This is a genomic window from Prauserella marina, from assembly GCF_002240355.1.
GTDB lineage: Bacteria > Actinomycetota > Actinomycetes > Mycobacteriales > Pseudonocardiaceae > Prauserella_A > Prauserella_A marina.
In genome coordinates this window covers 1,796,310-1,809,162 of sequence record NZ_CP016353.1, presented here as the reverse complement: position 1 = coordinate 1,809,162, position 12,853 = coordinate 1,796,310, and the positions used below count along the sequence as shown (strand labels likewise).

12 protein-coding genes are annotated in these 12,853 nt (G+C 69.4%); 3 read left to right on the top strand and 9 right to left on the bottom strand.

The window, feature by feature from the left end; all coding sequences use genetic code 11:
* The first annotated feature begins 805 nt into the window (after positions 1-805).
* Positions 806-2,287, top strand: a complete 1,482-nt coding sequence (locus tag BAY61_RS08310; protein WP_091794648.1) for an HAD-IIIA family hydrolase — start codon at positions 806-808, stop codon at positions 2,285-2,287.
* 14 nt (positions 2,288-2,301) lie between these two features.
* Here the strand turns inward: BAY61_RS08310 and BAY61_RS08305 are convergent, their stop codons facing one another.
* Positions 2,302-2,730 carry a CBS domain-containing protein gene (locus BAY61_RS08305; protein WP_091794646.1) on the bottom strand — a complete coding sequence of 143 codons (429 nt, stop codon included), beginning with the start codon at positions 2,728-2,730 and terminating at the stop codon, positions 2,302-2,304.
* Between the two features lie 150 nt (positions 2,731-2,880).
* Between BAY61_RS08305 and BAY61_RS08300 the strand changes: the two genes are divergently transcribed.
* Together BAY61_RS08300 and BAY61_RS08295 are read left to right on the top strand one after the other, a co-directional pair.
* Entirely contained in the window at positions 2,881-3,252 is a 372-nt protein-coding gene (locus BAY61_RS08300) for an STAS domain-containing protein (RefSeq protein WP_091794644.1), read from the top strand.
* A gap of 57 nt (positions 3,253-3,309) precedes the next feature.
* Positions 3,310-4,200, top strand: a complete 891-nt coding sequence (locus BAY61_RS08295; RefSeq protein ID WP_091798422.1) for a prenyltransferase/squalene oxidase repeat-containing protein — start codon at positions 3,310-3,312, stop codon at positions 4,198-4,200.
* Position 4,201: 1 nt separating this feature from the next.
* On the opposite strand, the gene BAY61_RS08290 is transcribed toward BAY61_RS08295, so the two are convergent.
* Genes BAY61_RS08290 through BAY61_RS08255 form a run of 8 tightly spaced genes read right to left on the bottom strand, consistent with a single transcriptional unit; the run spans position 4,202 to position 12,832 of the window.
* Complete coding sequence (locus tag BAY61_RS08290; RefSeq protein WP_091794642.1) at positions 4,202-5,062, bottom strand: sugar phosphate isomerase/epimerase family protein; 861 nt, start codon at positions 5,060-5,062, stop codon at positions 4,202-4,204.
* Positions 5,063-5,068: 6 nt separating this feature from the next.
* Positions 5,069-6,076, bottom strand: a complete 1,008-nt coding sequence (locus tag BAY61_RS08285; protein WP_091794639.1) for a sugar phosphate isomerase/epimerase family protein — start codon at positions 6,074-6,076, stop codon at positions 5,069-5,071.
* Complete coding sequence (locus BAY61_RS08280; protein WP_091794636.1) at positions 6,073-7,473, bottom strand: alkaline phosphatase family protein; 1,401 nt, start codon at positions 7,471-7,473, stop codon at positions 6,073-6,075. Before BAY61_RS08280 ends, BAY61_RS08285 begins: the two co-directional genes overlap by 4 nt.
* Complete coding sequence (gene eboE, locus BAY61_RS08275) at positions 7,470-8,570, bottom strand: metabolite traffic protein EboE (protein ID WP_094168533.1); 1,101 nt, start codon at positions 8,568-8,570, stop codon at positions 7,470-7,472. Before eboE ends, BAY61_RS08280 begins: the two co-directional genes overlap by 4 nt.
* Positions 8,571-8,572: 2 nt before the next feature.
* Positions 8,573-9,436, bottom strand: a complete 864-nt coding sequence (locus tag BAY61_RS08270) for a TatD family hydrolase (RefSeq protein ID WP_091800651.1) — start codon at positions 9,434-9,436, stop codon at positions 8,573-8,575.
* Entirely contained in the window at positions 9,433-10,821 is a 1,389-nt protein-coding gene (locus tag BAY61_RS08265) for an EboA domain-containing protein (protein ID WP_091800649.1), read from the bottom strand. Before BAY61_RS08265 ends, BAY61_RS08270 begins: the two co-directional genes overlap by 4 nt.
* Positions 10,818-11,687, bottom strand: coding sequence for an SCO3242 family prenyltransferase (locus BAY61_RS08260; RefSeq protein WP_245865911.1), 870 nt, complete (start codon positions 11,685-11,687; stop codon positions 10,818-10,820). Before BAY61_RS08260 ends, BAY61_RS08265 begins: the two co-directional genes overlap by 4 nt.
* Positions 11,684-12,832: an inositol-3-phosphate synthase gene (locus BAY61_RS08255; RefSeq protein WP_091800646.1), complete on the bottom strand. Its 1,149-nt coding sequence runs from the start codon at positions 12,830-12,832 to the stop codon at positions 11,684-11,686. The genes BAY61_RS08260 and BAY61_RS08255 overlap by 4 nt, the downstream gene beginning before the upstream one ends.
* Positions 12,833-12,853 lie beyond the last annotated feature (21 nt).

Sequence of the window (12,853 nt, the reverse complement as noted above, 5' to 3'; positions counted from 1 at the left end):
GGGAGGCGGGCCAATCCCCGCCGAGCCTGTCGGGTGCCAGGCAGCCCCGCGAGCCCGCGCTCCGGCGCGCGAGATCCGCACTCAGGCCGCCGAGATCTGCGTTCAAACCGTCGAGATCCGCACTCCGGACAGCGAGACCCGCGCTCGCGCGGGCGAGATCCGCACTCGGGAGGCGAGCCGTGCGTGCTGGTAAGTGAGATCCGCGCCCCGCCGCGTGCGAGTTCTGGCGCCAGGCGGGCGAGACCGCGGTGGGGTGGGTAGCCGGATGTGTATCTCGGCGACTCGAATGCAGAACTCGCGGCCCCTGACGGGGATCTCACCGTCCCGAACGCGGATCTCGGCGGCCTGGACGGGGGACTCGCGAGGTTTGGGGCTCGTGTGGGGGATGCCCGCGACAAACGGTTTGATTCCAGGCACAACGGGTAGCGATTGAGAGTCGAAAACGTCCACGCCAGACCCCAATCAACGGCACCCCGAGCACCGCGCCCCCACGGCTACAGCACAGACGAACCAGTGCCCAGCAGAGCAGCACCACAGCCCATACCAAGGCCGCCACATCCGCACCACCCCCGCACCACAGACGCATCAGGGCCACACCAGGGAACCAGCACAGACGCACACCGCGACACCACGGCAGCACACGGCCCGCCAACGGATACGACCACAACCCAGCCACGAGACCGCGGTCCGGCCGGTGAGGCACACCGGCCACGCACAACCCGCCGGGAACCACCGAAAACCCACAACCGCACACACCGGCGGCGGATGGACGCACGCGAGGTCCGTCCGCCGTGTGGAGGCAAAGATGGACTACAGCGTCGTCATCCCGACCACGGGCAGGGCGAGTCTCGTGGCGCTCCTGCGCGCACTGGGCAGCTCAAGGGGGCCACATCCGGCCGAGGTCATCGTCGTCGACGACCGGCGCGTCAGGAACGCGGACGGCAGTACACTCGACGCGCCTCTGACGCTACCGCGCATCCGGTTTCCCTTGCGGCAGCTGAGGTCGGCGAGTCGCGGCCCCGCCGCGGCGCGCAACGTCGGCTGGCGAGCCGCGACCACCGAGTGGATCGCCTTCCTCGACGACGACGTCGTGACCGATGTGGACTGGACGCAACGTCTTTCCGAAGACCTCGACGGGTTGCCTCAAGGGGTCGCCGCCTCGGTCGCCAGGATCGCCGCCGCCGTACCGGAAGACCGCCGCCCCACCGATCAGGAACGCGACGTGCTTCGGCTCAGCGGTACGAAGTGGACGGCGGCGGACGTCGCTTACCGGCGCGCGGCGCTGATCGAGGTCGGCGGCTTCGACGAGCGGTTCCCCCGCGCGTTCAGGGAGGACGCCGACCTCGCCTTGCGGGTGTGCAAGGCGGGTTACCGGATCGCCGAGGGCCGGAGGGTGACGACCCATCCCGTGCACAACGAGGGTTTCCTGGCGAGCGTGCGACGGCAGCGGCACAATGCCGACGACGCGTTGATGCGCGCCAAGCACGGCAGGCACTGGCGATCGCTGACCGGCGACACCCCTGGCAGGCTGGGCAGGCACGCGGTCACCACCCTCGCCGGATTCGCCACGCTCGGCGCGCTCGCCTCCCGCAACCGGCTGGCCACCGCGCTCGCCGGCGGTATGTGGGCGGGGCTGACCGCCGAACTGGCGGCCAAGCGCATCCGGTCTGGGCCCGCGTCACCGGGCGAGCTGGCCCGCATGCTGACGACGAGCCCACTGATTCCACCTGCCGCGTGCGCCTACCGGCTGGCGGGGGAACTACGGATCCGCGAACCGGCCGCCGTGCTGTTCGACAGGGACGACACGCTGATCGAGACGGTTCCCTCGCTCACCGACCCCGAACGAGTCCGCCCGCTGCCCGGCGTGGCGGCGGCGCTGCGCTCGCTCCGCGACGCCGGTGTGCTGCTCGGCGTGGTCAGCAACCAGTCGGGGATGTCCCAAGGCAACGGGGCGCGGCACGCGGTCGACGCGAGGGTCGACGAACTGCTCGGCCCATTCCAGACCTGGCAGGTGTGCCCGCACCGGCCCGCCGACGCCTGCCCGTGCCGGAGGCCGAAACCCGGTCTCGTACTGCGGGCGGCCGACGCGCTGGGGGTCGACGTGCGGCGGTGCGTCGTCGTGGGTGACACGGGTGCCGACGTCGACGCGGCGAGGGCCGCCGGTGCGCTGGGGGTGCTGGTGCCCTCGGAGCGCACCCGTTCCGACGACGTCACCCGCGCCCGCGCGCAGGCGCGAGTGGCACGAAACGTCGCCGAAGCGGTCCGGGTCGCCATGGACGTCCTGTAGGCCCTTGAACGCCGTTACCGCTCGTTCCGCTCCGAAATCAGGCCGACCACCCCGCCGACGTCGGACTCGGGAAGTACCCGCGCCACGTCGGCCTGCGACACGATGCCCACCAGCCCGGCACCGTCCTCGCTGACGGGCAGCCTGCGTACCTGATGATCGGCCATCGCGCGCAGCGCGTCGGCGGCGTCGTCATCGGGACGCACCGTCACCACGGGCCCGCGCACGACCTCACCGGCGTGTACCGCCATCGGGTCTTTGCCTTCCGCGAGCACCCGCACCACGATGTCCCTGTCGGTGAGCATGCCTTTGAGCCGCTTGTCCTCGCCCATGACAGGCACCGCCCCGATGTCGCCCGCCGCCATGACACGGGCGGCGCTCACCACGTTGTCGCTCGTGTCGACGTAATGAGGATTGCTGGTCATGATCTCGCTGACGTGGGTCATCGTCGGTCAGCTCCTTTCCGTTTCGAACCGTTCACCCCACCCGGCTACCCGGAGACGGGTGCTTTGCACCGACCCTCCGCCGGGTTAGGCTGCTGAGTCACGCTGGTTCCGGCGAACGGAATCACGGCGCTGGATGCCGCTGGAGGTGACATGCCCGAGCTACCCCCTCACAGCCCACTGCTGGACATCAGCGACGAGCGGCGCGGCGACAGCCTGATCGTGCGAGTGCACGGCGAGATCGACCTGAGCACGGGCCCTCCCCTCGAACAGCACCTTCGCGGCGCACTCGAATCGCTGCGCTCACCGAACCCGCTCGTCGTGGACCTCAGCGGCGTCGATTTCCTCGGCTCCTCAGGGCTGGCCCTGCTGCTGCACACGCACGAGGCGGCGCAGCGGCGAGGAACGCCGTTACGCATCGTCGCCGCGCAGCGGGCCATCCGGCGCCCGGTCGAGGCGGTGGGCCTGCGCACGACGCTGTCGCTGCACCCCACGGTGGAGTCCGCGCTCGGGTCCCCGGGCTGAGTGATCGCGTCCGATCCGTTCAAGACCTCCGGCGCGCCACGGCCGAGGATGGCTCCCATGAAACCTGACCTTTGCGCGGCGACGGACTTCATGGCGACGCGCGCGAGGACGCTCGACCGGCACCGGTTCCGGCACACGCTCGACGACCACGACAACCGCGCCGCGACACTGGCCGCGCTGGAGGCATACCGCAATCCCGACGGCGGCTACGGCTGGGGACTGGAGCCCGACCTGCGCTCCGCGGAGAGCCAGCCGGGGCCCGCGCTGCACGCTTTCGAGGTGTTCGGGGACATCGCACCGGCCACGAGCCCGCACGCGGAGCGACTGTGCGAGTGGCTTTCCTCGGTCACCCTGCGCGACGGCGGGTTGCCCTTCGCGCTGCCGGTGACCAGCCGCGCCGGATGCGCGCCGTTCTGGGCCGACGCCGACTCGACCGCGTCCTCGTTGCAGATTTCGGCGATCGTCGCGGCGAACGCGCACCGCGTCGCCGCCCGCGATCCCGCCGTAGCGAACCACCCGTGGCTGGACACCGTCACCGGCTACTGCGTGTCGGCGATCAGGGCGCTGACCGAACGGCCGCACGCGCTCGTACTCGCCTTCGCGATCCGGTTCCTCGGCGCGGCCTCGGCGACGGTGCCCGAAGCCCGTGTGCTGCTCGACGGCCTCGGCACGTTTCTGCCCGAGGACGGCCACCTGCTCGTGGAGGGCGGCTCGGCTGAGGAGTACCTGCGCCCGCTCGACTTCGCGCCCATGCCCGGTGACGACGCGCGCCGGTTGTTCTCCGCCGACGCGATCGCCGCCGACCTGCGCCGCCTCGCGGGGCGGCAACAGGCCGACGGCGGCTGGCCGGTCGACTTCGCCAGCTACTCCCCCGCCGCTTCGCTGGAATGGCGGGGCTACGCGACGGTGAGCGCCGTGTCGGTCCTGCGCGCCAACGGCGTCGGCTGACTCAGAACCGGAGGTTCGCCAGATAGCGGTAACCGACGGCGGCGGTGTTCACCGGGTCGGTCGGCGCGTCGTGCTCGACGATGTAGTCCTTCAGCTGACCGACCCAGGTGTCCCTGAACAGCCGCCGGAAGTCGATCGTCCCAGTGCCGAGGTCGGCGAAGCTTCCGTCCTCCGCCCTGTCCTTGACGTGAAACTGGGTGACCCTGCCGAAGTAGCGGTAGAACTCGCGCACCGGATCGGCGCCTCCGCTGACGATCCAGTACAGGTCGTGTTCGAAGTGGATGTTGTGCCGCGAGGTGTGCCGCGCTATGACGTCGATGGGCCGGACGCCGTCGATGGCCTGAAACTCGTGGGCGTGGTTGTGGTAGCCGTACTTGATCCCCGCCTTGCGGAACGCCTTGCCCGCCTTGTCGAGCCGCTTGGCGAAGTCGGTCCACTCCGCGATGGTGCCGTAGTTGGCGTAGGCACAGTCGGCGGTGCGGTAGCCGATGGTTTTCGCGTCGTCGATGAGTTGATCGACGTCGGCTCCGTTGAAGTCGACGTGTGCCGAGATCGCCCGCAGCCGGTACCTGTCGAGTACGCGCCGGAACTCCTTCGCTGAACGACCGTAGGTTCCGGCCAGTTCCACCGAGCGGTAACCGATGTCGGCAAGCGCCTCCATGGTTCCTTCGAGATCCGCTTCGAAGGCGTCGCGCAACGTGTAGAGCTGAATTCCGATGCGGTCCTTGGGAATCCGCCTTCCCCAGCCATGCCCCCAGCCCGCCGTCGCCACCCCCGGCGCGGCGACGGCGAGCCCAGCCGCAGCCGTGGCGACCCCGGCGGTACGCAGCATCGCGCGACGGGACAACCTCGTATCCGTCATGATCGATCAGTTCCTCTCGGCACTGAAGGCGGCGTCGAAGGCTGCCGCCGGCTTGTCGAAGTTGAGATTCCTGATGTAGTGAACGGCTTCGGCGGCACCCCTGAGCCGGTCCATGCCAGCGTCCTCCCACTCGACCGAAATAGGGCCGGTGTAACCGATGGAGTTGAGCGCCCGAAACGCGCTCTCCCAGTCGACGTCGCCGTGTCCCGTCGACACGAAATCCCAGCCACGACGGGGATCGGCCCACGCGAGGTGCGAGCCGAGCCGCCCGTTGCGGCCGTCGAACCGCTTCTTGGTGTCCTTGCAGTCCACGTGGTAGATCCGGTCGGCGAAATCGAGGATGAAACCGACCGGATCGAGGTCCTGCCACACGAAGTGCGAGGGATCCCAGTTGAGGCCGAACGCGGGCCGGTGGCCCACCGCCTCCAGCGTGCGCTGGGTCGTCCAGTAGTCGTAGGCGATCTCACTGGGATGTACCTCGTGCGCGAACCGGACACCGACCTCGTCGAACACGTCGAGAATGGGGTTCCAGCGGGCCGCGAAGTCGGCGTAGCCGTCGTCGATGGTGTCCTGCCCGACAGGGGGGAACATAGCGACGTACTTCCAGATCTTGGAACCGGTGAAGCCGATGACGGTGTCCACGCCCAGCTTCGCCGCGGCCCTCGCGGTGTCGGCCAGCTCGGCCGCCGCGCGCTGCCGCACGCCCTCCGGCTCACCGTCGCCCCAGATCCTGGCGGGCAGGATGTTGCGGTGCCGCTCGTCGATCGGGTCGTCGCACACCGCCTGGCCGACGAGGTGGTTGGAAATGGCCCACACTTTCAGTCCGTGCGATTCGAGCAGTTTCAGCCTGTTCTCGACGTAGTCCTCTTCGGACAGTGCACGGTCGACCTCGAAATGATCACCCGAGCACGCGATCTCAAGGCCGTCGTAGCCCCATTCGGCGGCCAGCCGACACACCTCGTCGAACGGAAGGTCGGCCCACTGGCCCGTGAACAGTGTGACGGGACGGCTCATCGGAACACTTCCTCTCGGATTCCTTGCAGATGCAGCAACAGATCACGCACATCGGTTCCGGCGAGACGACCGGAACTCTCCACAGTGGCCGGTATCGCGGGATCGGAACACAACAGCACCGGCCCATCGGCCGCTGAGTCGGGCAGCCTGCCGTGCGAGCCCCGCACCGGGGCCGGATCTGTGGGGACGACGTTCATCGCGTACCGGAGACCGGCCTTCTTGCGCACCAGATTGGCCGCCGCCTTGACCTTCACCAGTTTGTCGCCGGGGTCGAAGAACAACTCGGCCGGGTCGTAACCCGGTTTGCGGTGGATCTCCACTCCCCGCGCGAAATCCGGTTTGCGGTCGTCGTCAAGCCAGTAGTAGTAGGTGAACCACGCGCGCGGCTCGGCGACGGCGACGAACTCGCCCGCGCGTTCGTGGTCGATGCCGTAGCGGGCCTGGGCCTGCCGGTCGAGCACTTCGTCGACCCCGGTCAGCTCCGCCACGATCGCCCGCACCCTCGGCTGGTCGGCTTCGTCGCGCACATACACGTGGGCGACCTGGTGGTCGGCGACGGCGAACGCGCTGGAGGCCCACGGATCGAGGTACTCCATACCGTCCTGTGTGTACACCTCAAGCAACCCGGCCCTGCGCAGCGCCCTGTTGATGTCGACGGGGGTGTCGGCCTCCGTGATGCCGTACTCCGAGAGCGCGACCACCACGTAGCCCGCCTCCCGCGCGTCGGTCAACAGCGCGGCCACCTCGGTGTCGACGGCGCGGGCCGCCTCGGCGGCCTTGGCCGAACCGGGGCCGTAGCGTTGCAGGTCGTAGTCGAGGTGTGGCAGGTAGGTGAGCACGAGGTCGGGCCGCTGGGTGCGCAGCAGCCTGCGCGAGGCGCCGACGATCCACCGGGTGGAGGCGATCGAGGCGGTGGGGCCCCAGTACTGGAAGAGCGGAAACGGGCCGAGCGCTTCGGTCAGCTCGTCGTGCAGCGCCGGTGGCCGCGCGTAACAGTCGGGGGACTTGCGGCCGTCGGCGTGGTAGATGGGCCGTGGCGTGACGGTGAAGTCGGTACTCGCACCCATCGCGTACCACCAGCAGATGTTGGCCGCGGTGTACTCCGGCGCTGTTTCCCTCGCCGTCTCCCACAGCTTCGGTCCCCGCACGAGCCGGTTGTGCTGGCGCCACAGGTGGACCTCGCCGAGCTCGCGGAAGTACCAGCCGTTGCCGACGATGCCGTGCTGAGCGGGCATCGTCCCGGTCAGGAACGTCGACTGCGCGCTGCACGTGACGGCGGGAAGCACCGTGCCGAGCTGCGCCTGCCAGCCCCTCGTCGCCATCGCGGTGAGGTTGGGCATGTGCCGCAACAGCGAAGGGGTCATGCCGACGATGTCGAGCAGCAGCAGTTTCTTCACGGCAGCACCTCCGCGCGAGCCCAGTTCAGTTCCTCTGCGATTCCGGAAGCGAGATCCTGGCGCTGCGCGGGCGGCAGCACGTTCCAGGTGTAGGTCTCCACCTCGACATGCGGCAGCTCGCCACCGAGAGCGCCGAGCGCCCCGATCGTCTCGGTGAGCACCGAGGTCGTCGAACTCAGCGGCGCGCTCGGCCGCGCGTGCAGCGGGACGTGGAAGTGCACGCGCCACGGTCCCGTCGCGGGCAGTTCGTCCATCGCGGCCGGAAGATCGTCGGCGGCGAGCACCGCTCCCGAAGCCGACAGTTCGCGCACCTGGTGCAGATAGCGGGGCTCGGAGAACTCGGCAAGCGCCGCCATTGCCGCCGGATCGGCGGGGTTCTCGACATGCAGCGCGGCCGAAGCCTGCACCTTCACCACTTTCAGCCCTGACTCGGCAATGGTTTTGACCGTGGCGGCGGGATCGGCGAACGACACCGCGAGATGGCAGGTGTCGAGGCACAGTCCGATGTGCTCGGGGTCGACCCTTCCGGAAAGCCAGCGCACCGCGTCGGCAACGGTGTCGAGCACGCACCCCGGTTCGGGCTCGACCGCGATGCGGATCGGCCGCTCGTTGCGGGCCAGCGAAGTGCGCAGCACCCTGGCGACCTCGTCGAAGGCGATCGCGGATCGCACGTCGTGTGAAGTGCTCCACGGCGTCCGCCACGCGAGCGGCAATGTCGAGATGCTTCCGTAGCTCGCTTCGGGATCGAGCAGATCGGCCAGCACGGTCACACAGTCCAATGTGTACCGTAACCGTCTCGGGTCGGTCCAGGTCGGCAGGTAGACCGAGTGCTTGACGACATCGTCGTGAAAACCACCGTAGGGGAAGGCGTTCATCGTCCGGACGGCGAGCCCTCGCGCGCTCAGTTCGGCCGCGAGCCGCTTCCTGGCGCTACGGTCGGTGGCCAGCCCCGACGCGACACCGGCGGCGAGCCACAATCCGATCCCGAGCCGGTCGGCGCCGAGATGTTCCGCGACGGGAACGGCATAGGTGTCGAGCTGCCGTAGTATCCCTTCCAGGTCCTCGGCGGGGTGCACGTTGGTGCAGTAGGACAGCAGCATTACGCCCTCGCCCCGCGCAGCACCGAGTTGCCCTCGAACGTCGCCGCGCTCCCCTCGTCGCTGGGAAACGGATCGAGCATGAGTTTGCCGCTCTTGCCGTAGAAAGCAACCGGGTTCGACCACAGCACCGTGTCCACGGCGGACTCGGTGAACCCGGCTTCGAGCATGGCCGTACCGGTGGCCTGCGTCTTGAGCGGATCGGAACGTCCCCAGTCGGCAGCCGAGTTGACGAGCATGCGGTCGGTACCGTACTCGCGCAGGATCGCCACCATGCGCTGTTCGTCCATTTTGGTGTCGGGGTAGATGGAAAAACCCATCCAGCAACCGGAATCGGCGACGACCCCGACGGTCAGCTCGTTGAGGTGATCTACGACGACCCGGTCCGGCGCGATACCCGAATCGGCGACCACGTCCAGCGTGCGTTTGGTCCCGGCGAGTTTGTCCCTGTGCGGGGTGTGCACGAGCACGGGGAGATCGTGTTCGACGGCGAGTGCGAGCTGCCGGGTGAACGCCTTCTCCTCGGCATCGGTCATCGAGTCGTAGCCGACCTCGCCGACCGCGACGACGCCGTCCTTGGCGAGGTAGCGCGGCAACAGGTCGAGCACTTCGGCGCAACGCGGATCGTTGGCCTCCTTGGGATTCAGCGCGATCGTGCAGTGGTGCCGGATGCCGAACTGCGCGGCGCGGAACCGTTCCCAGCCGATGAGCCCGTCGAAGTAGTCGACGAAGGAACCGACGCTGGTTCGGGGCTGGCCGAGCCAGAACGCAGGCTCGACGAGCGCGCGAACCCCAGCCGCGTACATCGCCTCGTAGTCGCCGGTGGTACGGGAGGTCATGTGGATGTGCGGATCGAAGATTCTCATGCCGTGGCCTCCTTGATGATCGCTTCGGCGTCGCCGGGGACCGCCCTGCCCGCCGCTCTGCGTTCGGCCGCGAAATCGGCGACCATCCGCACCAGCTCTTCGTCGGCCCGTTCGGCGAGCCCGCTGACCGCGGCGAGCGGAACACCGGTGAACAGGCACTTGAGCACGCCGTGCCGCCAGGTGTGCGCGTCGAGATGCCTGGCGGCGAACGGACCGAGCGCCGCCGCGACAAGGCCGGTGTCGTTGGCGCGCAACGCATCCTCGACCAGCCGCAGCCCCGCCTCGATCGCGTCCTCGGGAAGCAGGTGCAGTCCGCGTAGCACTCCTCTGCGTTCTGCCCCGTCGCCGTAACGGTAGAGCGCGGTGATCTCGGCGGCGAGATCGGCTGGCGGCAACGCGGCGAGCAGATTCACCCTCGCCTTGTCGTCCACCGTTCCCTCGATCAGCCCGGAACCCTCCGGCGCCGACCTTCCCGCCATGCGGCCCACCGAGGGGAACAGGGTCCGGATCTTCACCGGATCGGCGGCGATGTCGCGCCGTGCCGAGGAAATCCACTCCGCGGCCCGCAGCGCCTCGATGCCCCGGCGCGCGACGTCGGGAGCGGCGTGGCTGTGCCGGGGCAATTCGATGGCCGCGAGGCCCGGATAGCCCACCTCGGCGAGCGCGGCGACGGTCTCGACCAGATCGAGCCCGCCCTCCCCGAATTCGAGGTGTTCGTGGACGCCGGGCAGCATGTCGTCCAGTTGCACGTTGAACAGCAACCCGCCCACCTGGCGCACGCATTCGGCGGCCGACACCGGCTCGACCGCGACGCAGTGCCCCACGTCGAGGGTGATGCCGAGCCGCTCCGGCGAGCCGAGCGTGTGCCTCAGTTCCAGCGCCTGCTCGACGTGCTGTACGAAGTGACCTGGCTCGGGTTCGAGCGCGTAGCGGACTCCCGCCTCGGCGAGGCCACCGTCCGACAGCACGGCCTCGACACCTTCGGCGAGCCGGGACCACGCCACCGGTTCGTCCACATCGGATGGTGCGACGCCGGACCAGAACGACACGCAGTCGGCGCCGAGTTCGGCCGCGATCCGGCCCGCGCGCAGCAGGAAGTCGATCCGGGCAGCCGGATCGGCCGACACGAGCGTCGGCTGGTGTTTGCGCAGGGGATCGAGCAGGAACCGCGCGCCGGTCTCGACGACGACACTCAGCCCCAGCCGGTCGAGCAGGCCCGCCACCCTGCTGGTCTCGGCTGCCACGTCGTCGGCGAAGGGATCGAGGTGTGCGTGGTCGAGGGTCAGCGCGACACCGGTGTAGCCGAGATCGGCGATGATCCGCAGCGCCTCGTCCAGCCGGTGGTTGGCGAAACCGTTGGTGCCGTAGCCGAATCGCAGGGTCATGTCGGGCTCACCTTCCTCGCCAGCTTCCTGGCCAGCGGCAGCGCCGCGGCGAGCACGGCGGCCGTGCGCACCGCGCCGTTGCGGGCGGCGAGACTGGCCTGCAACGGGACCATGCCGTGGATTCCGGCAGCCGTGGCCGTCCTGACGCTGGCCGCCGTGGGGCGCCGCGCCGCGCCGAGTTGCGCGGCTCCCACGGTGAAGGCATATCCCGCGCCGAAGCCCAGTGCCGCGATCCTGCTCGCCCCGCCGTTCGCTCCCCCGCGACCGGCGACCGCGATTCCCGTCGCCGCCGTTGTTCCGGCCAGTGCCGCACCCGCCGTGGTGACCGAGCCGCCGTGCACCTCGCCGCCGGACAGGGCGGTGACGCCGAGCGTGTGCACGGCGAGCGCGCAGGCGGCCGGTGCCGCCGGCCGCCACCGGCCTCCGGCACCGAGCAGGACGTCGAGTGCCCTGCACACCGACATACCCACCGGCCCTAGTGCCGTGCCCTTGAGCCTGGTGTCGTAGGTCCACACCGCCGCCGCGAGAACCGCCGCGGTGCGGGCCGCGCGCTGACCACCCCCGAACCCGGCGAGGCCGAGCCCGGCGGCGGTCAGCGCACCCCCAGTGACGAGTGCCGCGCCCGGTGTCACTCGCCCGGAAGGGATCGGCCGCTCGGGTCGTTCGACCGCGTCGAGCTTCCGGTCCGCCCAGTCGTTGAGGGCCATGCCCGCCCAGTACAGCGCGACGGAAGACAGTGGCAGCGCCCACTGCCTGCCCCGCAGCGGCATTCCAGCCGCCGCGGCTCCCGCGACGGTGTCGCCGACGACGGTCAGTGCGGCGGGCGCCCTCACCAGGTCCACATAGGACCGAAGCCGTGCCGTCACAGCTCACCGGCCCACGACACGAGCGCGGCGAACTGCTCGGCGAGCCGGTGCTCGTCGGTGCCGACAGGGTCCTTGAAGAAGAAACCGAGCGCGCCGAGCGGACCGGCCTTTCCAGCCGCGTGCGCCGCCGAGGTGAACCTGGCGAGATCGAGTACCAGCGGGGCCGCGAGCGCCGAATCGTATCCGCTCCAGGTGAACTGCACGCTCATCCGCACCCCGAGGAAACCGGAGAACGACACGTGATCCCACGCGATCTTCTGCTCGCCGAGATCGGGCACGTTGTCGATGTGCAGTGGGGCGGTGACCTCGGAGCCGAGCAGTGTGGCGAGGCCCCTTCCCTTCGAGGCGAGCTTGCTGCCCGCGTGCTCGGCGTCGGCGAGGGTGAGCCCGTCGCCCCCGCCGAGCAGATTCGTGCCCGACCAGGACCGCACTGACAGCGCTCTTGCCGCGAACATGGGAGCGAGCGTGCTGCGCACGAGCGTCTCGCCGGTCTTGCCGTCCGAACCCGCGTACGGGATCGCCTGCCTGCGGGCGAGTTCGGTCAGCGCGGGCAACCGGATACCGGTCGATGGCGTGAAGTCGACAAAGGGACAACCCGCACGTATGGCGGCGTAGGCGGCGACCGAACTCGGCGGCAGCACCGTTCTTCCCGGCACGGCCATGGCAGCTTCGAGCGCTTCCAGCGTGCGATGTTCCGGTAGCGAGGGAAACACCGGTTCGGTCGAGGACACGTTGACGACGACGACCCTGTCGAGGCCGTGCCGCGAGGAGAACTCGCCGATGTCGTCGGCGAGCCGCCTCGCCGCGTCGGCCTGGGAGCCGGAATGCGTCGCCGGGTGGTAACCACCTCGAATATCACCGTCCACCTCGGACAGTCCGGAACGGACCGCGTCGAGCACCCGGTGCGGGATCACACCCGAATCGGTGAGCAGTTCCGCACGTTTGTCGAGCGCGGTTTCGGCGATGTCGTGCCCGCCGACCCTGATCTCGTCCCACGTGGGCAGACCGGAGCCCTCGAACTGGGGAAGCGCGCTGACGCAGCCCTCCGGCTGGACGATCCTGTCCCGCAACGCGAGCAGTCCCGCGATCGCCGTAGTGGCAACCGAACCTCGCGCGCCGACCAACCACAACCCGATGGATACCATACCTGTCACCTTCTGTACCGG

Bases quoted from the DNA above. Each gene is read 5' to 3' on its own strand.
- BAY61_RS08310 (WP_091794648.1), top strand. From the start codon at position 806: ATGGACTACAGCGTCGTCATCCCGACCACGGGCAGGGCGAGTCTCGTG.
- BAY61_RS08305 (WP_091794646.1), bottom strand. From the start codon at position 2,730: ATGACCCACGTCAGCGAGATCATGACCAGCAATCCTCATTACGTCGAC.
- BAY61_RS08300 (WP_091794644.1), top strand. From the start codon at position 2,881: ATGCCCGAGCTACCCCCTCACAGCCCACTGCTGGACATCAGCGACGAG.
- BAY61_RS08295 (WP_091798422.1), top strand. From the start codon at position 3,310: ATGAAACCTGACCTTTGCGCGGCGACGGACTTCATGGCGACGCGCGCG.
- BAY61_RS08290 (WP_091794642.1), bottom strand. From the start codon at position 5,062: ATGACGGATACGAGGTTGTCCCGTCGCGCGATGCTGCGTACCGCCGGG.
- BAY61_RS08285 (WP_091794639.1), bottom strand. From the start codon at position 6,076: ATGAGCCGTCCCGTCACACTGTTCACGGGCCAGTGGGCCGACCTTCCG.
- BAY61_RS08270 (WP_091800651.1), bottom strand. From the start codon at position 9,436: ATGAGAATCTTCGATCCGCACATCCACATGACCTCCCGTACCACCGGC.
- BAY61_RS08265 (WP_091800649.1), bottom strand. From the start codon at position 10,821: ATGACCCTGCGATTCGGCTACGGCACCAACGGTTTCGCCAACCACCGG.
- BAY61_RS08255 (WP_091800646.1), bottom strand. From the start codon at position 12,832: ATGGTATCCATCGGGTTGTGGTTGGTCGGCGCGCGAGGTTCGGTTGCC.